20 protein-coding genes, 20 tRNA genes, 2 rRNA genes and 1 riboswitch are annotated in these 20,491 nt (G+C 45.7%); of the genes, 35 read left to right on the forward strand and 7 right to left on the reverse strand.

Annotated elements, in window-relative coordinates; all coding sequences use genetic code 11:
* The 22 genes from F9802_RS12080 to F9802_RS12185 all read left to right on the forward strand — a co-directional run.
* Nucleotides 1–124 (forward strand): 23S ribosomal RNA (locus F9802_RS12080); the annotation flags it as partial.
* A 273-nt stretch (nt 125–397) separates the two neighbouring features.
* Nucleotides 398–513: ribosomal RNA gene (gene rrf, locus F9802_RS12085) — 5S ribosomal RNA — on the forward strand.
* A 10-nt stretch (nt 514–523) separates the two neighbouring features.
* Nucleotides 524–599 (forward strand) — tRNA-Val (locus F9802_RS12090).
* Between the two features lie 21 nt (nt 600–620).
* A tRNA-Thr gene (locus tag F9802_RS12095) sits at nt 621–696 on the forward strand.
* A gap of 38 nt (nt 697–734) precedes the next feature.
* Nucleotides 735–810 (forward strand) — tRNA-Lys (locus F9802_RS12100).
* Nucleotides 811–814: 4 nt separating this feature from the next.
* Nucleotides 815–896 (forward strand) — tRNA-Leu (locus tag F9802_RS12105).
* Between the two features lie 71 nt (nt 897–967).
* Nucleotides 968–1,042 (forward strand) — tRNA-Gly (locus F9802_RS12110).
* Between the two features lie 6 nt (nt 1,043–1,048).
* Nucleotides 1,049–1,137: transfer RNA gene (locus F9802_RS12115), tRNA-Leu, on the forward strand.
* Nucleotides 1,138–1,143: 6 nt separating this feature from the next.
* Nucleotides 1,144–1,220 (forward strand) — tRNA-Arg (locus F9802_RS12120).
* Nucleotides 1,221–1,239: 19 nt separating this feature from the next.
* Nucleotides 1,240–1,313: transfer RNA gene (locus F9802_RS12125), tRNA-Pro, on the forward strand.
* An 81-nt stretch (nt 1,314–1,394) separates the two neighbouring features.
* Nucleotides 1,395–1,470: transfer RNA gene (locus tag F9802_RS12130), tRNA-Ala, on the forward strand.
* A gap of 21 nt (nt 1,471–1,491) precedes the next feature.
* A tRNA-Met gene (locus F9802_RS12135) sits at nt 1,492–1,565 on the forward strand.
* A gap of 7 nt (nt 1,566–1,572) precedes the next feature.
* Nucleotides 1,573–1,649: transfer RNA gene (locus F9802_RS12140), tRNA-Ile, on the forward strand.
* Nucleotides 1,650–1,665: 16 nt separating this feature from the next.
* A tRNA-Ser gene (locus F9802_RS12145) sits at nt 1,666–1,758 on the forward strand.
* A 29-nt stretch (nt 1,759–1,787) separates the two neighbouring features.
* Nucleotides 1,788–1,861, forward strand: a tRNA-Met gene (locus F9802_RS12150).
* Nucleotides 1,862–1,866: 5 nt separating this feature from the next.
* A tRNA-Asp gene (locus tag F9802_RS12155) sits at nt 1,867–1,943 on the forward strand.
* A 17-nt stretch (nt 1,944–1,960) separates the two neighbouring features.
* Nucleotides 1,961–2,033 (forward strand) — tRNA-Phe (locus F9802_RS12160).
* Between the two features lie 13 nt (nt 2,034–2,046).
* Nucleotides 2,047–2,120: transfer RNA gene (locus F9802_RS12165), tRNA-Gly, on the forward strand.
* Nucleotides 2,121–2,136: 16 nt separating this feature from the next.
* Nucleotides 2,137–2,210 (forward strand) — tRNA-Ile (locus F9802_RS12170).
* A 6-nt stretch (nt 2,211–2,216) separates the two neighbouring features.
* A tRNA-Asn gene (locus F9802_RS12175) sits at nt 2,217–2,291 on the forward strand.
* Nucleotides 2,292–2,300: 9 nt separating this feature from the next.
* Nucleotides 2,301–2,391: transfer RNA gene (locus F9802_RS12180), tRNA-Ser, on the forward strand.
* 3 nt (nt 2,392–2,394) lie between these two features.
* A tRNA-Glu gene (locus tag F9802_RS12185) sits at nt 2,395–2,466 on the forward strand.
* Between the two features lie 43 nt (nt 2,467–2,509).
* Here the strand turns inward: F9802_RS12185 and F9802_RS12190 are convergent.
* Complete coding sequence (locus F9802_RS12190; RefSeq protein WP_152152303.1) at nt 2,510–3,256, reverse strand: TraR/DksA C4-type zinc finger protein; 747 nt, start codon at nt 3,254–3,256, stop codon at nt 2,510–2,512.
* A 269-nt stretch (nt 3,257–3,525) separates the two neighbouring features.
* Between F9802_RS12190 and F9802_RS12195 the strand changes: the two genes are divergently transcribed.
* The 5 genes from F9802_RS12195 (at nt 3,526) to F9802_RS12215 (ending at nt 9,870) form a co-directional block, all read left to right on the forward strand.
* On the forward strand, nt 3,526–4,941 hold the full coding sequence (locus tag F9802_RS12195) for an isochorismate synthase (RefSeq protein ID WP_225435337.1): 1,416 nt from the start codon (nt 3,526–3,528) through the stop codon (nt 4,939–4,941).
* Complete coding sequence (menD, locus tag F9802_RS12200) at nt 4,934–6,697, forward strand: 2-succinyl-5-enolpyruvyl-6-hydroxy-3-cyclohexene-1-carboxylic-acid synthase (protein ID WP_152152305.1); 1,764 nt, start codon at nt 4,934–4,936, stop codon at nt 6,695–6,697. Before F9802_RS12195 ends, menD begins: the two co-directional genes overlap by 8 nt.
* Nucleotides 6,697–7,497: a 2-succinyl-6-hydroxy-2,4-cyclohexadiene-1-carboxylate synthase gene (gene menH / locus F9802_RS12205; protein ID WP_152152667.1), complete on the forward strand. Its 801-nt coding sequence runs from the start codon at nt 6,697–6,699 to the stop codon at nt 7,495–7,497. The genes menD and menH overlap by 1 nt, the downstream gene beginning before the upstream one ends.
* A gap of 15 nt (nt 7,498–7,512) precedes the next feature.
* Entirely contained in the window at nt 7,513–8,331 is an 819-nt protein-coding gene (gene menB, locus F9802_RS12210; RefSeq protein ID WP_152152308.1) for a 1,4-dihydroxy-2-naphthoyl-CoA synthase, read from the forward strand.
* 72 nt (nt 8,332–8,403) lie between these two features.
* Nucleotides 8,404–9,870 carry an o-succinylbenzoate--CoA ligase gene (locus F9802_RS12215; RefSeq protein ID WP_152152311.1) on the forward strand — a complete coding sequence of 489 codons (1,467 nt, stop codon included), beginning with the start codon at nt 8,404–8,406 and terminating at the stop codon, nt 9,868–9,870.
* Nucleotides 9,871–9,882: 12 nt separating this feature from the next.
* Here the strand turns inward: F9802_RS12215 and yidD are convergent, their stop codons facing one another.
* Both yidD and ytzI read right to left on the reverse strand, forming a co-directional pair.
* Complete coding sequence (gene yidD / locus F9802_RS12220; protein ID WP_152152313.1) at nt 9,883–10,125, reverse strand: membrane protein insertion efficiency factor YidD; 243 nt, start codon at nt 10,123–10,125, stop codon at nt 9,883–9,885.
* A gap of 13 nt (nt 10,126–10,138) precedes the next feature.
* On the reverse strand, nt 10,139–10,303 hold the full coding sequence (gene ytzI / locus F9802_RS12225) for a YtzI protein (RefSeq protein WP_152152315.1): 165 nt from the start codon (nt 10,301–10,303) through the stop codon (nt 10,139–10,141).
* Between the two features lie 128 nt (nt 10,304–10,431).
* Here ytzI and F9802_RS12230 point away from each other — a divergent pair, with 128 nt between their 5' ends.
* The gene (locus F9802_RS12230; protein WP_152152317.1) at nt 10,432–10,872 is read left to right on the forward strand and encodes a Dps family protein; all 441 of its coding nucleotides are present in this window, start codon (nt 10,432–10,434) and stop codon (nt 10,870–10,872) included.
* A 44-nt stretch (nt 10,873–10,916) separates the two neighbouring features.
* Here F9802_RS12230 and F9802_RS12235 read toward each other — a convergent pair whose 3' ends face one another.
* Nucleotides 10,917–11,165, reverse strand: coding sequence for a DUF6154 family protein (locus tag F9802_RS12235; RefSeq protein WP_152152319.1), 249 nt, complete (start codon nt 11,163–11,165; stop codon nt 10,917–10,919).
* Between the two features lie 170 nt (nt 11,166–11,335).
* On the opposite strand from F9802_RS12235, the gene F9802_RS12240 reads away from it, so the two are divergent.
* From F9802_RS12240 to F9802_RS12255, 4 genes are all read left to right on the forward strand, one after another.
* The gene (locus F9802_RS12240; protein ID WP_152152321.1) at nt 11,336–11,650 is read left to right on the forward strand and encodes a hydrolase; all 315 of its coding nucleotides are present in this window, start codon (nt 11,336–11,338) and stop codon (nt 11,648–11,650) included.
* 131 nt (nt 11,651–11,781) lie between these two features.
* A complete protein-coding gene (ytkD, locus tag F9802_RS12245; RefSeq protein ID WP_152152323.1) occupies nt 11,782–12,261 on the forward strand; it encodes an RNA deprotection pyrophosphohydrolase in 480 nt (159 codons plus the stop codon).
* A gap of 16 nt (nt 12,262–12,277) precedes the next feature.
* A complete protein-coding gene (locus F9802_RS12250) occupies nt 12,278–13,057 on the forward strand; it encodes an alpha/beta hydrolase family protein (protein WP_152152325.1) in 780 nt (259 codons plus the stop codon).
* A 26-nt stretch (nt 13,058–13,083) separates the two neighbouring features.
* A complete protein-coding gene (locus tag F9802_RS12255; RefSeq protein ID WP_152152327.1) occupies nt 13,084–13,326 on the forward strand; it encodes a DUF2584 domain-containing protein in 243 nt (80 codons plus the stop codon).
* 56 nt (nt 13,327–13,382) lie between these two features.
* On the opposite strand, the gene pckA is transcribed toward F9802_RS12255, so the two are convergent.
* Nucleotides 13,383–14,969 (reverse strand): phosphoenolpyruvate carboxykinase (ATP), encoded by a 1,587-nt coding sequence (gene pckA, locus F9802_RS12260; RefSeq protein ID WP_152152329.1) that lies wholly within the window; start codon nt 14,967–14,969, stop codon nt 13,383–13,385.
* A 232-nt stretch (nt 14,970–15,201) separates the two neighbouring features.
* Nucleotides 15,202–15,358: riboswitch (SAM riboswitch) on the forward strand.
* A 146-nt stretch (nt 15,359–15,504) separates the two neighbouring features.
* On the opposite strand from pckA, the gene metK reads away from it, so the two are divergent.
* A complete protein-coding gene (gene metK / locus F9802_RS12265; RefSeq protein ID WP_152152331.1) occupies nt 15,505–16,704 on the forward strand; it encodes a methionine adenosyltransferase in 1,200 nt (399 codons plus the stop codon).
* A gap of 332 nt (nt 16,705–17,036) precedes the next feature.
* Here metK and F9802_RS12270 read toward each other — a convergent pair whose 3' ends face one another.
* The gene (locus F9802_RS12270) at nt 17,037–17,567 is read right to left on the reverse strand and encodes a gamma carbonic anhydrase (protein WP_152152333.1); all 531 of its coding nucleotides are present in this window, start codon (nt 17,565–17,567) and stop codon (nt 17,037–17,039) included.
* Nucleotides 17,568–17,699: 132 nt separating this feature from the next.
* Between F9802_RS12270 and F9802_RS12275 the strand changes: the two genes are divergently transcribed.
* Nucleotides 17,700–18,509 carry an alpha/beta fold hydrolase gene (locus F9802_RS12275; protein ID WP_152152669.1) on the forward strand — a complete coding sequence of 270 codons (810 nt, stop codon included), beginning with the start codon at nt 17,700–17,702 and terminating at the stop codon, nt 18,507–18,509.
* 9 nt (nt 18,510–18,518) lie between these two features.
* Entirely contained in the window at nt 18,519–19,604 is a 1,086-nt protein-coding gene (locus F9802_RS12280) for a tetraprenyl-beta-curcumene synthase family protein (protein ID WP_152152335.1), read from the forward strand.
* 160 nt (nt 19,605–19,764) lie between these two features.
* Here the strand turns inward: F9802_RS12280 and F9802_RS12285 are convergent, their stop codons facing one another.
* On the reverse strand, nt 19,765–20,337 hold the full coding sequence (locus F9802_RS12285) for a class I SAM-dependent methyltransferase (protein WP_152152337.1): 573 nt from the start codon (nt 20,335–20,337) through the stop codon (nt 19,765–19,767).
* Between the last annotated feature and the right edge of the window lie 154 nt (nt 20,338–20,491).

Here is a 20,491-nt window from a genome sequence, read left to right on the forward strand (position 1 = left end):
AGATGAGATTTCCCTTAGCGCAAGCTAGTAAGATCCCTGAAAGATGATCAGGTAGATAGGTTCGGGGTGGAAGCGTGGCGACACGTGGAGCTGACGAATACTAATCGATCGAGGACTTATCCTATAGAAAAGCAGAGGCGACTGTTTAGACACGACAAGCAAATGTTCTGACGCTGAAAAGGCGCTAAGCCTTGTAAGCGGCAGGTTATTTGATCTAGAGTGTCTAGGAGCCGGAGCTGGACAAAACGAAAAGTAGAAGCGCCTAATCGCGTGAAAGCTAAATGAACAATGGCACGGTATTGCCGGTTACTTATACAACATATTATCCAGTTTTGAAAGAACAAAAAAGTCTTGCCAAATAAGAATTTTTTGTTATAATAAGAAATGTCTTCAATAGTCTGGTGGCGATAGCGAAGAGGCCACACCCGTTCCCATCCCGAACACGGAAGTTAAGCTCTTCAGCGCCGATGGTAGTTGGGGGATTCCCCCTGTGAGAGTAGGACGCTGCCAGGCAAATAGTTACGGAGGATTAGCTCAGCTGGGAGAGCATCTGCCTTACAAGCAGAGGGTCGGCGGTTCGATCCCGTCATCCTCCACCATTTCTTCTGTAATAATACGTTGCCGGTGTAGCTCAATTGGTAGAGCAACTGACTTGTAATCAGTAGGTTGGGGGTTCAAGTCCTCTTGCCGGCACCACTTTAATATTATTTATACGATTCGTTCATTTTTAGAACGAGCCATTAGCTCAGTTGGTAGAGCATCTGACTTTTAATCAGAGGGTCGAAGGTTCGAGTCCTTCATGGCTCACCATTTTGCGGGTGTGGCGGAATTGGCAGACGCACCAGACTTAGGATCTGGCGCCGCGAGGCGTGGGGGTTCGACTCCCTTCACCCGCATTTTAATTATCTTCTGTTAAGAACTATCACGACTTGTGATAAACACAGAAGTCAGAACATCTTCTTCAAATGCGGAAGTAGTTCAGTGGTAGAACACCACCTTGCCAAGGTGGGGGTCGCGGGTTCGAATCCCGTCTTCCGCTCCATATAGTGCCGGGGTGGCGGAACTGGCAGACGCACAGGACTTAAAATCCTGCGGTAGGTGACTACCGTACCGGTTCGATTCCGGTTCTCGGCACCATTTTTTGCGCCCGTAGCTCAATTGGATAGAGCGTTTGACTACGGATCAAAAGGTTAGGGGTTCGACTCCTCTCGGGCGCGCCACTACATATATAGGCTTGGCCGGGAAGTAGCTCAGCTTGGTAGAGCACTTGGTTTGGGACCAAGGGGTCGCAGGTTCGAATCCTGTCTTCCCGATTTCTAGAAAAGTATAAGTACCTCGATCAGCTGTTGTAAGCAAATGATTGCTGTTGAGGAGCCAGCCAATTTTCAAAACATGGGGCCTTAGCTCAGCTGGGAGAGCGCCTGCTTTGCACGCAGGAGGTCAGCGGTTCGATCCCGCTAGGCTCCACCAATTTTATTTACTACTATTTATGGCGGTGTAGCTCAGCTGGCTAGAGCGTACGGTTCATACCCGTGAGGTCGGGGGTTCGATCCCCTCCGCCGCTACTTTCATGGACCTTTAGCTCAGTTGGTTAGAGCAGACGGCTCATAACCGTCCGGTCGCAGGTTCGAGTCCTGCAAGGTCCACCATTTGAATAGTTAAACTGGAGGAATACCCAAGTCTGGCTGAAGGGATCGGTCTTGAAAACCGACAGGCGGGTTAAACCGCGCGGGGGTTCGAATCCCTCTTCCTCCGCCATTTTATTTATCTAGTTTATTTAATATCGTCGCGGGGTGGAGCAGTTCGGTAGCTCGTCGGGCTCATAACCCGAAGGTCGCAGGTTCAAATCCTGTCCCCGCAATCTATGGTCCGGTAGTTCAGTTGGTTAGAATGCCTGCCTGTCACGCAGGAGGTCGCGGGTTCGAGTCCCGTCCGGACCGCCATTTATACATACTTATTAGGCTCAGTAGCTCAGTCGGTAGAGCAATGGACTGAAAATCCATGTGTCGGCGGTTCGATTCCGTCCTGAGCCACCTTTTATATCATGCGGGTGTAGTTTAGTGGTAAAACCTCAGCCTTCCAAGCTGATGATGAGGGTTCGATTCCCTTCACCCGCTCCATTTAATTTATTTAAATGGGCCTGTAGCTCAGCTGGTTAGAGCGCACGCCTGATAAGCGTGAGGTCGATGGTTCGAGTCCATTCAGGCCCACTTTGTTCCGCAGTAGCTCAGTGGTAGAGCAATCGGCTGTTAACCGATCGGTCGCAAGTTCGAATCTTGCCTGCGGAGCCATATTTTTGTGGGGAAGTACTCAAGAGGCTGAAGAGGCGCCCCTGCTAAGGGTGTAGGTCGCGTAAGCGGCGCGAGGGTTCAAATCCCTCCTTCTCCGCCATACGGCCCGTTGGTCAAGCGGTTAAGACACCGCCCTTTCACGGCGGTAACACGGGTTCGAATCCCGTACGGGTCATACACATAAAAAATCTGCTTCCAAGTATGTGGAAGCAGATTTTTTATTTATCTTCCAGATAGCTGTCTTTCTTTCTATAAGGAATGTCTCCTAAAGGAGAATTCATCCCTTCTTCATCTAGTTCTTCCACATACAGCTGTTCTTTTGCTGAGCGATAAAACCCTTTGTTTTTTCCTTCTATATCTGTTGCCGTAAAGTTTTCGTAGTCTTCCGTAAATCCTTCCATTACATCCCTATCATCTTTATATAAGTCGTTGTAATCCCGGTGGTCTCCGGTGAAATCAGAAGGAGTTTCAGACGTGCCGTAGCTGGCTGCTTCCTGAAAGCTATCTTCATAATCTTTTATTTCGTTATCTTTATGACGGAAGTGATCGTTTCCGCCTGGCTGCAATACCTCTTCTTCTACAGGGCGGTCACCTGCAGTTGTTTTTTCAGGCGTATGTTCAACGCAATGGAGAGCCGTCGGCACAGCCTTCAACCGTTCGTACGGGATGTCTTCTCCACATTCTTTGCAAGTGCCATAGTTTTTGTTTTCAATGGCATTTAGTGCTTGCTCCACTTTTTCCAATTCGCTTTCATGATGCTCGCTTAGGGCAAGGTTTTTCTCCCGTTCATATAATTCCGTTGCTGCATCTGCAGGGTGATTATCATACATAGATAACTCGCCTGTTGTGTCCCGTTCGCTGCCTGCTTCCGGATCCGCTCCTTCCCTGTCCTTGTGGTGAATAAGTTGTTCTTTTTGTGCGAGTAAATCTTTCTTTAGCGTTTGTATTTGCTCATTCGATAGCATTCATTACACATCCTTATATCTTCTAGAGTGCGGAAGTAGTTTCTTACAGTTGTTATTTCCTTTCCCGCTCTATTTGAAACATAAAAAGTGTGCCCAGTGGGGAAACGTGTTGAACTCGGTGGAAAGGAAACAGCGTTTTATTTCATTTAATAAGGAGAAATAGCGGTAAACGAAGGGAGAACCATTGACAGCAGGAGTTGAGGAGGTGTATCTTTAAATAGGTTTGACAAGGAAAAATTACTGATATAAGTGCAATGGAGGAGAGTTCATTGTCTACTATAAAAATCCATTCGATGAAAGAAGCTTTTATACATTCGATTCAAGAAAAACAAAATAATAAGCAGTCTCTACTATTCAGCTATGTGGAAAAAGTTGATAGGATTGATTCCCTGTCATTTTATAAAAGCGGAAAGGCCCTTTATGCAGGGGAACGTTTTTTCTGGAAAGATCGTGATGGGGCAGTGGAAATTGTCGGATTGGGCAACATATATACAGTTCGCAGTGAAAAAATCGACCGGTCCCGTTATACAGAAACCGAAGAAAAATGGAATGGCATGATTGAATGTTCATCTATTCACAATCCTTATGATGCGTACGGAGTCGGCCCAGTTTTGTTTGGCGGTTTTTCTTTTGATTCCGAACAGGTGCAGGAAGAAGAGTGGGCTAAATTTTCATCTGCCTTTTTTTATTTGCCGGAATATATGCTGACAGTGTATGAAGGAGAATGCTATCTTACAACAAATTTAGTTTGCCCTTCTAATGAGCTGAATGAATTGATTGATAAGTTGGATTCTCAAAAAGACTGGCTGCTGACACAAACCGATTCAGGTGAAGTGAGTGAAAATGCCCAGTTAATTAAAATAGAAGAGAAAAATACAGAGCAGTGGAAGCAGGCGGTCGATAAAGCAGTAAGACACATCAAATCTGATGAAGAATTAAAAAAAGTCGTGCTCGCCAGAAAGATTATTGCCGGCTTTGATAAAGAGATTGCACAAGACCAAGTGTTACAGCGGCTTATTGAGCAGCAGCCTGATAGTTTTATTTTTTCAATGGAAGTAATGAAGTGCTGCTTTCTCGGAGCGTCTCCTGAAAGATTAGTACGCAAGCGAAACGAGGTTGCTTTGTCTACATGCCTGGCCGGCTCCATTAAGAGAGGCCAGACAGACGAAGAAGATAAAGAGCTGGGCAGCGAGCTGCTGAACGATGAAAAAAATCGAATTGAACACGAATATGTCGTTCAAATGATTAAAAAAGAAATGGAAAGTCTATGTAAAATAGTAGATATTCCGTCTGCTCCCGAACTGATGAAAGTGCGTGACATTCAACACTTACATACGCCAGTTACCGGGTTTACAGAAGAAGATCGCTCTATTTTGCAATTTGTTGAAAAACTCCATCCTACCCCTGCGCTAGGCGGACTGCCTAATAACAAGGCGCTGCCTGTTATCCGTCAGCTTGAAGAAATGGACAGAGGGTATTATGCCGCTCCTGTCGGCTGGATGGATTACCGAAAAAACGGTGAGTTCGCCGTTGCCATCCGATCAGGTTTATTAAGGAAGCAACAAGCTTTTTTATACGCCGGCTGCGGCATCGTGGCAGATTCGGAGGCGGAAAGCGAGTTGGCGGAAACATACATTAAATTCCGGCCGATGCTGCGAGCGATAGGGGGAGCCGCTGATGAGTAACAGCCAACGAGATTTAACGTTATATAACGCCCATTTTGTTGATGGGCTTGTGAAAGCAGGAGTAGAAAGCGCCGTGATTAGTCCGGGTTCGCGGTCTACTCCTATGGCGCTTTTATTAGCTGAACATCCAGATATAGACGTATATGTTCAAATCGATGAACGATCAGCGGCCTTTTTTGCCATCGGTCTGGCGAAGGCATCTGGAAAGCCGGCTGCATTGCTATGTACATCAGGTACCGCAGCAGCCAACTATTTGCCCGCTGTCGCTGAAGCGAAAAATGCGCGTATCCCCCTTATCGTTATAACGTCGGACCGTCCACATGAGTTGAGAGAAGTTGGGGCACCGCAATCGATTGACCAAAATCGCCTTTACGGGGCGCATGCAAAATGGTTTTCTGAAATGGCGCTGCCGGATGCAGACGACAGCATGCTGCAATACGTTCGGAAGACTGCGGCAAAAGCAGTCTATATAACTAAGCAGTCTCCAGCGGGACCTGTTCATTTGAATTTTCCTTTTCGTGAACCGCTTCTTCCGGATTATGATGGTGTGTTTGAGCGATTGGAGATGGAACGTTTTTCCTCTATTCATTTAAGCGAAGGCACACGCGTCCTTCCACAAAGCGAAATAGAAGCATTCGCTGCTATTGTGAAGGAAAAGGAAAAAGGTTTGATCGTTTGCGGTGAGCATCAGTCAGAAGGCTTTGGGGAAGCTGTGATTAAGCTGGCTGAAAAGCTTGGCTATCCGATTTTAGCTGATCCTTTGTCGGGTTTGCGGAGCGGTGGCATTCATTCCGATCTTGTTGTGGACAGTTATGATGCGTTTTTAAGAAACCAAAATATAAAACAAGCAGCAGCATTTGATGTTGTGCTTCGTTTCGGAGCGATGCCTGTGTCCAAAGCATTGTCACAGTTTATCCGGAACCATTCTTCAAACGTACATTGTGTGGTGGACGGCGGTGGAGGCTGGAGAGATCCAATCGGTGTTGCCACTCACATGTTTGCCGCTGATGAAAGTACTTTTTGCTGTGCTCTTTCAAGCTTCTTGAATGAGCGCAGAGAAACTTCGTCCTGGCTGAAAAATTGGCTCCAAGTAAATGAAACAGCGAAAATGAAAATGAAAAGCGTAGATGACTATGAAGAGCTGGATGAAGGAAAGTTGTTTTACGAAGTGTTAAAACGACTGCCTGATCGATCTGCTTTGTTTGTCGGAAATAGTATGCCAATTCGTGATCTCGACTCTTTCTTTTTTACGAATAACCGGCACATCCGCCTGTTTGCCAACAGGGGAGCGAACGGCATTGATGGACTAGTTTCGAGTGCTCTTGGGGCAGCGGCTGTTACTTCCCCGATGTATTTAGTAGTCGGAGACTTATCGTTTTTTCATGATTTAAATGGTCTGCTGGCCGCAAAGCAAAATGGCATAAAAATGACTGTGGTTGTGATTAATAACAATGGCGGCGGCATTTTTTCTTATTTGCCGCAGGCGGCTGAGCCGAAACACTTTGAACGGCTTTTTGGGACGCCGGCTGACCTTGACTTTGTCCATGCAGCGAAATTGTATGGAGCAGGCTATCAAAAAGTGATTGATTTAGCCTCCTTAGACCAAGGAATGGCCGAAGCAGAAAAAACAGATGGGTTGTTTATTTTGGAAGTGGTCACTGACAGGGCGAAAAACGTGGCTGCTCACCGGGAACTATGGGAGAAGGTTTCCCAGGAAATGAACAAATTGACGGCTGGTGATGATTTTTGGAATTGATGATTGGGCAATGTCGCTATCATGTGGAAGTGACTGGAAGCGGTGAGCCGATGTTGTTGCTTCACGGCTTTACGGGCAGCTCTAGTACTTGGAGTGAAACCGTTGCTTTTCTAAAAGAAGATTATCAATGTATTGCCGTGGATTTAATCGGTCATGGTAAAAGCAGCTGCCCGTCGGATAAAGAAAGATATAGCATTGAGCTTGCAGCCCGGGATATAAAAGAGTTAATGAGTAAGCTGGGCCATTCCTGCTTTCACATACTCGGCTATTCGATGGGTGGCAGGCTGGCATTGACGCTCGCTGTTCTTTTTCCAGAGGCCGTACAATCTTTAATACTGGAAAGTGCCTCTCCCGGTTTGAAAACGAAGCAAGAACGTTTGCAGCGTCAAGAAGCGGATACATTACTCGCAGCAAAAATAGAACAGGAAGGCATCAATGCTTTTGTCGAATATTGGGAGAAGATCCCGCTGTTCCATACGCAAAAAAAGCTGCCGTTGGAAAAAAGGGAAGCTCTTCGTAAGCAGCGCCTGCAAAATTCAGCTGTCGGCCTCAGCCGTTCATTAAGAGGAATGGGGACCGGCTTCCAGCCGTCCTGGTGGCAGAAGCTTTCAGAGCTTACCATGCCGGTGTTGCTTATTACTGGCACTGAAGATGTAAAATTTACAAATATCGCCTGTGAAATGTCCGGATTGCTTCAATCGTCCGTCTGGAAAAAAGTTAATGGGGCGGGACATGCAATTCACGTGGAAGATTGTGCGAAGTTTGGTACAATAATAAAGGAGTTTTTGTTACATACATAACGAGGAGGAAATCAAATGGCTATTAATTGGGTTCGTGAACGTGAATATGAAGACGTTTTATACGAAACATACAACGGGATTGCAAAAATTACGATCAACCGCCCGGAAGTGCACAATGCCTTTCGTCCAAAAACAGTAATGGAATTGATTGATGCATTTGCTTATGCCCGCGATGATGAAAAAGTGGGTGTGATCGTTTTAACAGGTGCTGGTGAAAAGGCATTTTGCTCGGGCGGCGACCAACGAGTACGCGGCCATGGCGGCTATGTAGGCGACGATCAAATTCCGCGCTTAAATGTACTTGATTTGCAGCGCTTAATCCGTGTGATTCCAAAACCGGTTGTGGCGATGGTAGCAGGGTATGCAATTGGCGGCGGGCACGTTCTGCACGTTGTTTGTGATTTAACAATCGCGGCAGATAACGCCGTATTCGGCCAAACAGGACCAAAAGTCGGCAGCTTTGATGCAGGATATGGTTCCGGCTACTTGGCCCGTATTATCGGCCACAAAAAAGCTCGTGAAATTTGGTTCCTTTGCCGCCAGTACAATGCACAGGAAGCACTTGACATGGGCCTTGTCAATACAGTCGTTCCACTCGACCAGCTGGAAGCAGAAACGGTCCAATGGTGCGAAGAAATGCTTGAAAAGAGCCCGACAGCTCTGCGCTTCATCAAAGCAGCAATGAATGCAGACACAGACGGCTTAGCAGGCCTCCAGCAATTCGCCGGAGACGCTACACTGCTCTACTACACAACGGACGAAGCAAAAGAAGGAAGAGACGCCTTCAAAGAAAAACGCAACCCAGACTTCGACCAATTCCCAAGATTTCCATAAGTGAATATGAAAGCTTGATGGGCAGCCATCAAGCTTTTTTTGACAGTCGGCGGCAAGACAGGAGGAATGAAAATGGTTGAAAGAGTACCGAATTGGTTAAAGCAACGGGCCTTTTTGACCCCCGAGCGGCCGGCTCTTTTTTTTGAGGGGAGCAAATGGACGTTTGCTGAACTTTATGAAAAAGCGCTGCGTCAGGCAGCTGCTCTGGAGAAAGCCGGGTTCAAGGAAGGGGGTCGGATCGGACTGCTCGTACAAAATACAGGGAAAGCGGTTTGGATGATTCATGCGCTGCAACAGCTGGGCGCTTCCGCTGTTCTCTTGAATCATCGACTGACAGAGAGCGAATTGCTGTGGCAGCTTGAAGATGCGGAAGTGGCAGGAGTGGTCTATGACCCCGCCTGCCGGCAGCTTGCTGAAGAAATGAGCGGCCGGTTTCTGTGTATAGATTTATCTAGTTTGCCGCTCTCGGAGCCTTTTCCGAGCCGTGAGGAATTTTCTCTGGATGACACTTGTTCTATTATGTATACGTCCGGCACAACTGGGAAACCGAAAGGAGTGCAGCAAACGTATGGAAACCATTGGTGGAGTGCGGCTGGCTCAGCTTTAAATTTAGGATTGCATGAAAAAGACTGCTGGCTTTGCGCCGTTCCGCTTTTTCATATAAGCGGCTATTCGATTTTAATGAGAAGTGTCATTTATGGCATGCCTGTCCGGTTGTATACGCAATTTGATGAAGTGGAAATCAATGATGCGCTTAAGAGAGGAGAAGGGACGATCATTTCCGTCGTATCAGCGATGCTGAGCCGTCTGCTTCATTCTCTGGAAGGAAGCTATCACCCGGACTTTCGCTGCATGCTTCTCGGCGGCGGGCCGGCTCCGAAACCGCTGCTTGAAGCATGTGCAGAAAAACAAATTCCCGTCTTCCAAACGTATGGAATGACTGAAACGTCTTCGCAGATTGTGACGCTGCCGCCTGAGTACAGTTTGACAAAGCTTGGCTCTGCCGGCAAACCGCTTTTTCCATGCCAGTTAAAGATTGATTCTAAAGGGAAAGGCTCCCCTTTTACAGAAGGCGAAATTCTTGTCAAAGGACCGAACGTGACATCAGGCTATATTAAGCGGGAAGAAGCGAACAGCATTTCTTTTACAGACGGCTGGTTTCATACAGGAGATATCGGTTATGTAGATGAAGAGGGCTTTTTATTCGTATTGGACCGCCGTTCTGATTTAATTATTTCAGGCGGAGAAAATGTGTACCCGGCAGAAATAGAGTCGGTCCTGCTTGATCACCCGGCGCTGATCGATGCCGGCGTAGTCGGCGTGCCCGATGAAAAGTGGGGACAGGTACCCGCTGCTTTCGTTGTGACAAAAGAGCCGGTAAATGAAATGGAATTGCTTGGTTTTTGTAAGAACCGGCTTGCGAAGTATAAATGTCCGGCTTACTTTATCACACTCAACGCATTGCCGCGAAATGCGTCTAGGAAATTGCTGCGGCGCGAATTAAAAGCTGAATTTGAAAAGAGGCAAAAAAAGACTTGAAACAGTGACGTTTCAAGTCTTTTTTTTGCGATCTGTCCAGTTTTCCGGAACAAAATCAAACCCTCCCGGATGAAAAGGGTGACATTTCAATAGGCGGACAACGGTTAAATAACCGCCTTTCCATGCGCCGAACCGCTTCACCGCTTCCAGGCCGTAATGAGAGCACGTCGGATGAAATCGGCAAGTAGGCGGCTTTAACGGAGAAATAATTTTTTGATAAAACCGAATCATGAAAATAAAAAATGGTTTCAGCATGAAAAGTCCGCCTTTACTTTGAGTTTGTTTCTTTTTGGCGGTCTTCCGGCGGCAAATGCGGGTTATTCTCTATCGGATCGATGGTATGCTTAAATTGGTAGCCTTTGTTCACAGTGAATACGGACAGCAAAATGACTACTGCAATAATAATAAAAGAAATCGTCATGATAATAGCCAATTAAATTCCCTCCTGTGTTTATTTTACCACTTTTTTCGCTCATTTGCAGAAAGGAAATCAAATGTTTTAAACGAAGGTGAAAGGGTAATAACTAAAAAGCAGGATAAGTGACAGGAGGAATACGGTTTATGTCTAAACAATTAATTAGCAGTGTCAATCAACAAATCGCCAACTGGACAGTGATGTATACGAAATTACATAATTATCACTGGTTTGTAAAAGGTCCGCAATTTTTTGCACTCCATGAAAAATTTGAAGAGTTTTACACAGAAGCAGGTGTCCATATTGATGAATTAGCTGAACGTCTGCTTGCACTTGAAGGAGAACCGGTTGCTACGCTGAAAGAGTCTTTGGAAATGGCGACGGTAAAAGAAGCAGAAGGAAAAGAAACAGCTGAACAAATGGTGCAATCGACAGTCGAGGACTTTACAACAATGATTAACGAATTGAAAGAAGCGATGGAACTCGCTGCGGAAGTAAATGACGAAACAACGGGCGACATGCTGCTCTCCATTCACCAAGGGCTTGAGAAGCACGTGTGGATGTTAAACTCATTCTTAGGCAAATAAATGAATAAAAAGGATGTTCCCGCGGGAACATCCTTTTTTATGTATTAATGATACATCCGTTTCTCACCGAGGGTGTGGTCTATATCGTGAGTATCGAATTTCTGCTTTAGTGCTTCGAATAAATAGAGGCGGAAAAAGTAAGCCAGTTCTTCCTCGTTTAACTCTTTAATCATTCCTAAAATCTCTTTCTGAGACAATTGCTCAAGGACAGTTAATGTAATCATGTCCAAATCTTCTTCTGTTCCCTGAAGCCTTCCGCGGTAAATTTGAAACAGTTCATCTACCAATTTCAAGTTGATCCTCTCCTTTGCTTTCAAAAGTGTGTGTTTTACCTCCCAGTCCCTTATATCATTTATACCCCAAATCAACTGAATAAACCAGAGAATATGTCAGAGAAGAAAATGCTTAATCGCATTCATTTTTACGATTAAGCAGGGAAAGATAAGGAGAGGAGGTGTCAAAATTGCAGGAAGAGAAAAAAACTTACTACATTTCACTTGCCAATGGAGAGATTATGCGGCAGTCGACGGTGTCTCCTTGGAATTTTAAGATTTATGCGACAGACGATGAAATTACGAACTTGAGGGAACTGTTCGATGCTAACTATTCAACGGAATGGGAAAACTTCTTTCGGGCTCACGTGCCGTACGTTCAATATCATTATGACCGTGAAAATGACCGTTATGACGGCAATATGAAGAAAATTTACGAAACGATTTATGAGCTTGGCGATGAAGAAGCAAAACAGCATGTGAAAGAGATGTGGAGTATAGAATGAATAAGACTTTGCTCGCCTCTGAAGAGAAAAATAAGGTATAATGAATTCAAGCTAGAGAAGATCTACGAGCTGCCGGCAGAAGAAATAGCCGGCTGTTTGTGCACGCTGGATATAGAGGCAGGGGAGAGGGCATGTTTGAATTTATTGATGAGAATGGCTGCCAGGTGACACTTGCCTATGAAAGAGAGGCCTTTTCACTGCCGGCCCGGCACGTCATTGTCTTTTGCCGTTTTGAACGAAAATGGCTGCTGACGCTTCACCCGAAGCGGGGGCTTGAATGCCCTGGCGGTAAAGTGGAGACTGGGGAAACAGTAGAAGAAGCAGCAAAGCGGGAAGTGTTGGAAGAAACGGGTGCGATTGTGACAAAGCTGCATTTCGTCGGTGAATATTTTGTCAGGCGTTCGAAAATGCCTTTTGTAAAGGCGATTTTTTTTGCGGAAATAGGGAAGATAGAAAAAAAGGAAGATTATTTGGAAACAGCAGGTCCGGTTTTGTTCGATCAAGATTTGCTCACTGAAAGAATGGACAGCCGCTTCAGCTTTTTAATGAAAGATGAAGTAGTGGAGAGGACACTGGACTTTTTAACGTATAAACAATGGCTAGAACAATAATGAACGTGGTGATGATATGGAAAGAATCATTGACTGTTTTCGCTTTCCTTCTCCCAACCCACATGTTTTGCTGTCAATGGTTACATATTGGGCGGGAGGATTGAAGGTGAAGGGAATGCTGGCGGAACCGGCAGCGGAGGGAAATTATGACGGCTTTCTTTACTTGCGCGGCGGCATCAAAAATGTCGGAATGGTGCGTCCAGCCCGAATTGCCCAATTTGCTGCAGAAGGTTTTATCGTATTCGCCCCTTTTTACCGCGGCAACCGTGGGGGAGAGGGGAATGAGGATTTTGCCGGGGAAGACAGAGAAGATGCTTTTTCAGGCTTTGAACTGCTGGAATCTCATCCAAGAGTGACCGATCGGGTGCATGTATTCGGATTTTCAAGAGGCGGTGTGATGGCGCTTCTCACTGCACTGGAAAAAGAAAACACGGCTTCCCTTGTCACATGGGGCGGCGTATCCGATATGATTTTAACATATGAAGAGAGAAAAGATCTGCGCCGGATGATGAAACGGGTGATCGGCAGCAGTCCATATAAGCAGGAGGAATTGTATACGTGGCGCACACCGCTCTATGAACTGGAAAGATTAAAGGCGCCTATATTGATTATTCATGGATTAAAAGATGAAAACGTTTCACCCGAGCACGCATACCGTCTGGAAAAACGGCTGAAACAAGTGGAACATCCGGCAGAAACGTGGTATTTTGGTCAATATGATCACTATTTTCCACCAGCTGTCAACAGAAAACTGGTAGCTGACTTGTGCGGCTGGATGAAAAAGCAACGGCTTTAAAAAGAACGATCAAAGGGGGGGATGGCATGGGCATGCCACTGGAGTTGAACACAATCATCGTAACAAAAGGGAAAGAGCAGCGGCAGAAAGAAAACTTGTTTTCGTTGAAAAAAGCAGGTTACCGTCTTTATCCGCTCGACATTCCTATTCACGTTTATAAAACAAAAGACGGAGATATCTGCGGCACAGCTGTGATCGAAAAAGTGGAATGGGAAAAAGATGAGACGAAGATTACATACAGACTAACTTCTTTAAATTCAATCAATTAAATAGATAACACGAAAAAAGAGTGCGCCGCATTGTGGCACACTCTTTTGTCTCTTTATTAGATTTGTGGTCCGCCCACTTCAATGATTTCTTTTGATACGTTAGAGAACTTTTTGAAGTTTTCACGGAATTTGCCGGCAAGTTCTGCGGCTTTTGTCATGAAAGCATCTTCATCCGCCCATGATTTACGCGGAATTAAGACATCATCCGGAACACCAGGAACGTGCAACGGGATTTGCAAGCCGAACGTTTTTGTTGTGTACGTTTCTACGTTGTTCAGTTCGCCTTCGAGAGCTGCCTGCACCATCGCGCGTGTGTACGCAAGCTTCATGCGGGAACCGACGCCGTATTCTCCGCCAGTCCAGCCTGTATTCACTAAGAATACTTGAACGTTATGCTCATCGATTTTCTTACCGAGCATTTCCGCATAGCGTGTCGCTTCAAGCGGAAGGAACGGTGAACCGAAGCAAGTGGAGAACGTCGCTTCCGGAGAAGTAACACCGCGCTCTGTGCCGGCAAGCTTTGATGTGTAGCCGCTCAGGAAGTGATACATTGCTTGTTCTTTTGATAGTTTGCTGATTGGAGGCAGAACGCCAAACGCATCAGCTGTTAAGAAAATAATTGTATTTGGATGGCCGGCCACGCTTGGATCAACGATGTTGTCGATTGCTTGCAGCGGGTAAGCGGCACGTGTGTTTTCTGTCAGGCTGTTATCATTATAATCTGGTACGCGGGACTCTTCGTCAAGAACGACATTTTCAAGCACGGAGCCGAAGCGGATAGCGTCGAAAATTTGCGGTTCTTTTTCACGGGAAAGCCCGATCGTTTTCGCGTAGCAGCCACCTTCAATGTTGAAGACGCCGTTAGATGACCAGCCATGCTCGTCATCGCCGATTAAGCGGCGGTTCGGGTCGGCGCTCAATGTTGTTTTGCCCGTGCCGGAAAGGCCGAAAAATAAAGCAACATCGCCTTCGTAGCCGACGTTCGCCGAGCAGTGCATAGATAAAATATCGTTTTCGGGAAGAAGGAAGTTCATGACAGAGAAAATGGATTTTTTCATTTCGCCTGCATATTCCGTTCCGCCAATTAGGACGATGCGGCGCTCAAAGGAAACGATAATGAACGTTTCTGACTTTGTGCCGTCAACAGCCGGATCTGCTTTAAAGTTTGGCGCAGATACGATCGTAAAGCCGGCTTGGTGATTTTCTAACTCTTCTTCTGTCGGACGGATGAAGAGCTGGTGGGCAAACAAGTTGTGCCATGCGTATTCGTTAATGACTTGAATGGGCAGGCGGTGTGTTTTATCGGCTCCTGCAAATCCTTTGAAAACGAAAAGTTCTTCTTTTTCCCTTAAGTAGTTGATCACTTTCGTGTATAATTGATCAAATACTTCAACGGAGATCGGTTCGTTGACTGGGCCCCAGTCGATTTTATTTTTTACTGATGGTTCCTCCACGATAAATTTATCTTTAGGGGAACGTCCAGTATATTTGCCTGTTTCAGCGCGCACGGCTCCTGTAGCTGTTAAAACGCCTTCTTGGCGATTAAGTACTTTTTCTACGAGCAGTGGCACAGACGGCTGCATTGTTATGTTAGAACCATTTAACAGTTCCACAATTTCGCTTGAAACACTTACAGTTTTCATAAGTTAATAACCATCCTTTATTTGAATTTAAATTATTTATCTTATCATTTCTCAAAAATAGTATAACACATTTGAATTAATAGTCTATACTATTCAATCACTTTTTTTTGGTTTTTTATTATAAAAAAAGTCTTTTTTTATAATAAGAAGAAAGGCGGAAAATTGCCGATTTTTGCGTTAGATCGGTTGACATTGACGGCTGAATTCCGTAAGATGGTATCTTGAACGGATACTCTTATCCTGAGCTGGCGGAGGGACAGGCCCGATGAAGCCCGGCAACCTGCTTGATCATGAACAGGCGGCAATAGAAGCTGTCTGATGCTTTTGTAAGCATTTTTCAAGACAAAGGTGCTAACCTGCAGCAAGGGCAAAACCTTGAACGATAAGAGTGAAAGGCCTATGTTGAAACGACCAACCTTTCCTCTCTTTATTTCAGGAGGGGTTTTTTTGTTTTTTAAAAGGATAAACTTAGGGAAACGAGTACCGTGCAACTAACGATCGGCGGTAAGTTGATCATTCTTAAGGAGGAAGTTTCATGACAAAAAATCGTCGTCTTTTCACTTCAGAGTCAGTCACTGAAGGACATCCGGACAAAATTTGCGATCAGATTTCTGATGCCATTCTGGATGAAATTTTATCAAAGGATCCAAATGCCCGCGTGGCAGCGGAAACATCTGTGACGACTGGCCTCGTACTAGTGGCTGGAGAAATCACAACATCATCCTATGTGGATATTAATAAAATTGTCCGGGAAACAGTAAGAGAAATTGGCTATACGCGCGCAAAATACGGATTTGACGCAGAAACGTGTGGTGTGCTGACGTCCATTGACGAACAGTCCCCAGATATTGCGGCTGGTGTTGATGTGGCACTGGAAGCACGTGAAGGGCAAATGAGCCATGAAGAAATTGAGGCGATCGGTGCAGGTGATCAGGGGCTGATGTTCGGTTTTGCCTGCAACGAAACGAAAGAGTTAATGCCGCTGCCAATTTCACTGGCCCATAAACTATCCCGCCGCTTAACGGAAGTAAGAAAAGAGGAAGTGCTTCCTTATTTGCGCCCGGACGGAAAAACACAAGTGACGGTTGAGTACGATGAAAATGATAAACCGGCAAGAATTGATACGATTGTTATTTCCACTCAGCATCATCCGGAAGTTTCACTGGAGCAAATTCAGCGAAATCTTCGCGAGCATGTGATTGATCCGGTTGTTCCGGCTGAATTAATTGATGAAGAAACAAAATTTTTCCTTAATCCGACAGGCCGTTTCGTCATCGGCGGTCCACAAGGGGATGCGGGCTTAACAGGACGCAAAATTATTGTGGATACGTACGGCGGCTACGCGCGCCATGGCGGGGGAGCATTTTCCGGCAAGGATCCGACAAAAGTGGATCGCTCTGCAGCTTATGCCGCTCGTTATGTGGCTAAAAATATTGTCGCGGCCGGTCTTGCGGACAAATGCGAAGTGCAGCTTGCTTATGCAATTGGTGTGGCACAGCCTGTCTCTATTGCGATCGACACGTTCGGCACTGGCACGGTGTCTGAAGAAGTGCTTGTCGAAGTGGTTCGCTCAAACTTTGACTTGCGTCCCGCGGGCATTATTAACATGCTTGGCCTGCGCCGTCCGATTTACAAGCAAACAGCTGCTTACGGACATTTTGGCCGTACAGACGTGGATCTGCCTTGGGAAAAAACAGATAAAGCAGCTATTTTAAAAGAAATGGCAACGAATTAATCAACTGGAAAAGCCTTCGAACTTATTTTGAGTTCGAAGGCTTTTTTTGTTGTTTAGGAAACGATAAAATTATCGCATTGAGGATAACTTTGCTAATGGAGCGGGTCTGCATCTAGCTCCAGCGCCTAGCCCCTCGAGGTCAAATAACCTTTCCTCAATGAAGTCAAAAAGCGGACTTCTTTATAGAAAAGCGGAGCCGACTGGTCTGGGGCGACAAGCATATGCCAGTCTGACGAAATGGCGTTTTTCAGCCATGCAGTCAGACTGGCATATGACCTCGAGCTCCAAGGAGGCGCAGCTAGACATTGAGGAAAGAACATTTTTGCCTAGGGCTAATCAAGGCGCTTGCGCTTTTGTGTAATGCTTTTATAATATTGTCCTTTTTCCACGTATTCTCTGACGATGCGCTCCATGTCTTTGCGATCAGCACCATTGACGGGACGAATCACTTTTGCCGGCCGGCCGAAAGCCATGGAATGAGGTGGAATCACTTTGCCCTGCGGCACGAGACTGCCTGCACCGATAAATGCGCCTTCGCCGATTTCCGCATTGTCGAGAATGATCGACCCCATGCCGATGAGTGCATTTTTCCTGATTTTACAGCTATGTAGAATGACCTGATGGCCGATCGTCACTCCATCTTCAATAATGAGCGGATTATTCGGACTTTGGTGCAAAACGGAGTTGTCTTGAATACTCACTTTTTTGCCAATTACGGTCGGCGCCACGTCTCCGCGGATGGATGTGTTAAACCAGATGTTTGTTTCTTCGCCGATTTTCACATCGCCGGTAATCGTTACGTAATCAGCTATGTAGGCGGAATCCGCAATTTCAGGTGTTTTATTGTTATAAGGATAGATCATTTTATTGGCTCCTTTCGATATTTCCCGCAAAGAAAAAGCATGGCGGACTTGCTTATCATTTTAACTAAAATGATAACATTTGTATAATAGAAGGTAACATACACTGTACAAAAAAGCCGGAGGGGATACGTGATGTGGAAATGGGAAACAGAAGAGCAGCCTAAAGGCGTCATTGTCATGGTTCATGGAGCAATGGAGCATCACGGCCGATATGGCTGGCTGATTGAAATGTGGCGCAAAAGCGGCTTTCATATTGTCATGGGAGACTTACCGGGCCAGGGAATGACTTCGAGAGCGAACAGAGGGCATATCTCATCCTTTAATGAATACATTGATGAAGTAAAAGATTGGGTCCAGGCAGCTTATCAATTTGATTTGCCTCTGTTTATACTCGGCCACAGCATGGGCGGGCTTATCGCCATCCGCCTGCTGCAGGAAATGGAAGTGGAAACAGCGGGAGTCATTTTGTCTTCTCCATGTCTTGGCATGGTTCATACGCCGCCGAAAATGGTAGATATGGTATCACACGGGCTAAATTCACTCGCCCCTTCGTTAAAGTTTGCATCCGGGCTGACGGTGGAAATGGCAACGAGAAATGAAGAAGTGAGAAGAGCTGATAAAGAAGATGTACTCTATATCAATAAAGTATCTGTCCGCTGGTATCGCGAGCTGCTTCAGGCGATTAAGACCGCCAATTTGAAGGCGGAAGACATGCCTGATGTGCCGCTTCTCGTCATGCAGGCGGGGGATGATTTAATTGTCGATAGAAAAAACGTCAGAAAATGGTTTCACCGGCTTGATTTATCCGAAATGCATTATAAAGAGTGGCCGGATTTGTATCATGAAGTATTCAATGAACCAGAGCGGGAAGAAGTGTTCCACTATGCCAAAGGGTTTGTGGAGAATAGGCTGCGTTTATTAGGATATGTAATTGAGAAGTGAGGTGAAGTGATGCCAGTCCCCGTTACACCGCTTCATTTAATGCATAGCATTTATAAAAAAGTATTCCCGGTTGTTCATGAACAGCTGCAATTTTGGAAAGAGCAGGCGCAGCTGATTCCGAACGGAGAACTGCGCCGCCAGGCTCTTGCGAGTATAGAACATAAAACGTTTCACTGTGAAGGCGGCTCTGTGATGGCCCTTTTGTCAGGAGAGAAACTAGAAGAGGCTGTTCGCTTTATTGTCGCGTATCAGACAATCAGCGATTACCTCGATAATCTTTGCGACCGCAGCACATCGCTCGATCCAGCTGATTTTGCGGCGCTCCATGAAGCAATGGAAGATTCTCTCACGCCTGAAGCTCCACTGCGCGATTATTACCGTTGCCGAGAAGACCGAGATGACGGCGGCTATTTGGCGAATCTCGTAGAAACGTGCCAGTCGGTGCTTGCCGGCATCGCGCAATATAAAACGATTGCCCTTCATTTGCACGAGCTGTGCCGGTATTACTGTGATTTGCAAATACATAAACATGTGAAAATAGACGAAAGGGAAGAGCGCTTGAGAAAGTGGTTTCATCAATACCGTAAAAACCTTCCCGATATGGAATGGTATGAATTTTCCGCCTGCGCCGGTTCCACACTCGGTATTTTCTGCATTATTTCCTACAGTTTACAAGATGATTCATTCAGTACCGAATTGGCGCAGCTCGTGCGGGAAAGTTATTTTCCTTATATTCAAGGGCTTCATATTTTGCTGGATTATTTAATTGATCAGGCGGAAGACCGCGAAGGCGGCGATTTAAATTTTTGTTTTTATTACCCGGATGAAAGTGTGCTGCTCAGCCGGCTCGCTCATTTTATCGACCAAGCTGACCAGCGCACAAAAAAGCTTCCTCATGCCAAATTCCATCAATTGATTAACCGGGGGCTGCTCGGTGTTTACTTATCAGACAATAAAGCGTTCGATCAAAAAGACATTCGCAAATTATCGAAAAAAATCATTCGCAAAGCCGGTACGGCAAGCTACTTTTTTTACTTAAACGGTCGGACATACAGGCGGGTGCAACAGGCTTTTCCGCAACTGTTTGGCAGATAGGTGCCTGGCGTTGTTATAAGAAGGAGATGATACTATTGGCTTTAAAGTTAAGTGTATTGGATCAATCACCGGCTGGCGGAAGCAGTTCAAACGTAAAAAACGAAGCCTCCCGGAAAAACACTTGTTGTTTGTCCGGGAGGCTTCTTATGATCCAAACGAGCTATCTTTTTTCAATTGCAACAATAAATGGCGGATTATTCGCTTGATTAATAAATTCATAGCGCAGGACGTGGGCTTTTTTCTGATCGAGCGTTTCGGCAAAAGAGAGAAGCTCAGTCTTTTCTGCGGCACCTTCTCCGTGGCCATGGTAAATGACAAGCACAATGATGCCTCCCGGTGTGAGCATCGATAAAATCTGTTCTACCGCGGCAATCGTTGTGTCTGGTTTAGTGACAATCGTTTTATCTCCTTTTGGTAAGTAGCCGAGGTTGAAAATAGCGCCCGTCAGCCGGCCGTGCCAGTCACCCGGAAGAGAGGATGCCGCTTGTTCATGGCCGTGGGCGAATAACGTCACACGTTCACTGAGGCCTTGTTCTTGCAGGCGGGCAGTGGTGTTGACCAAGGCTTGCTCCTGAATATCAAAGCCGAAGACATGGCCGCTTTCACCGACGAGCTTGGCGAGAAATACGGTATCATGGCCATTGCCAACAGTCGCATCAACGACAGCGCTTCCTTCTGTCACTACTTTTTCAAGCAGCGTTCTAGCAAATGGTAAAATTCCTTCTATATTCATGAGGTGTCCCCCTTTACATATATAAATCATTGAGGCATTCCTGCCGATTATACATTTCCTCCATTAAATTTTCTATATTTAAAAAGGTTGATATTCGTATTTTAGTATTCTTATTATGAAAACTCACTTATAATCATTGAGTAGTAACAGGCAA

The organism is Bacillus aerolatus (assembly GCF_009183655.1).
Lineage (GTDB): Bacteria > Bacillota > Bacilli > Bacillales > Domibacillaceae > Pseudobacillus > Pseudobacillus aerolatus.

Bases quoted from the DNA above. Each gene is read 5' to 3' on its own strand.
- F9802_RS12215 (WP_152152311.1), top strand. From the start codon at position 8,404: ATGGTTGAAAGAGTACCGAATTGGTTAAAGCAACGGGCCTTTTTGACC.
- F9802_RS12280 (WP_152152335.1), top strand. From the start codon at position 18,519: ATGCCAGTCCCCGTTACACCGCTTCATTTAATGCATAGCATTTATAAA.
- menH (WP_152152667.1), top strand. From the start codon at position 6,697: ATGATTGGGCAATGTCGCTATCATGTGGAAGTGACTGGAAGCGGTGAG.
- menB (WP_152152308.1), top strand. From the start codon at position 7,513: ATGGCTATTAATTGGGTTCGTGAACGTGAATATGAAGACGTTTTATAC.
- yidD (WP_152152313.1), bottom strand. From the start codon at position 10,125: ATGCTGAAACCATTTTTTATTTTCATGATTCGGTTTTATCAAAAAATT.
- F9802_RS12285 (WP_152152337.1), bottom strand. From the start codon at position 20,337: ATGAATATAGAAGGAATTTTACCATTTGCTAGAACGCTGCTTGAAAAA.
- ytkD (WP_152152323.1), top strand. From the start codon at position 11,782: ATGTTTGAATTTATTGATGAGAATGGCTGCCAGGTGACACTTGCCTAT.
- menD (WP_152152305.1), top strand. From the start codon at position 4,934: ATGAGTAACAGCCAACGAGATTTAACGTTATATAACGCCCATTTTGTT.
- pckA (WP_152152329.1), bottom strand. From the start codon at position 14,969: ATGAAAACTGTAAGTGTTTCAAGCGAAATTGTGGAACTGTTAAATGGT.
- F9802_RS12270 (WP_152152333.1), bottom strand. From the start codon at position 17,567: ATGATCTATCCTTATAACAATAAAACACCTGAAATTGCGGATTCCGCC.
- F9802_RS12190 (WP_152152303.1), bottom strand. From the start codon at position 3,256: ATGCTATCGAATGAGCAAATACAAACGCTAAAGAAAGATTTACTCGCA.
- F9802_RS12275 (WP_152152669.1), top strand. From the start codon at position 17,700: ATGTGGAAATGGGAAACAGAAGAGCAGCCTAAAGGCGTCATTGTCATG.
- F9802_RS12230 (WP_152152317.1), top strand. From the start codon at position 10,432: ATGTCTAAACAATTAATTAGCAGTGTCAATCAACAAATCGCCAACTGG.
- metK (WP_152152331.1), top strand. From the start codon at position 15,505: ATGACAAAAAATCGTCGTCTTTTCACTTCAGAGTCAGTCACTGAAGGA.
- F9802_RS12255 (WP_152152327.1), top strand. From the start codon at position 13,084: ATGGGCATGCCACTGGAGTTGAACACAATCATCGTAACAAAAGGGAAA.
- F9802_RS12250 (WP_152152325.1), top strand. From the start codon at position 12,278: ATGGAAAGAATCATTGACTGTTTTCGCTTTCCTTCTCCCAACCCACAT.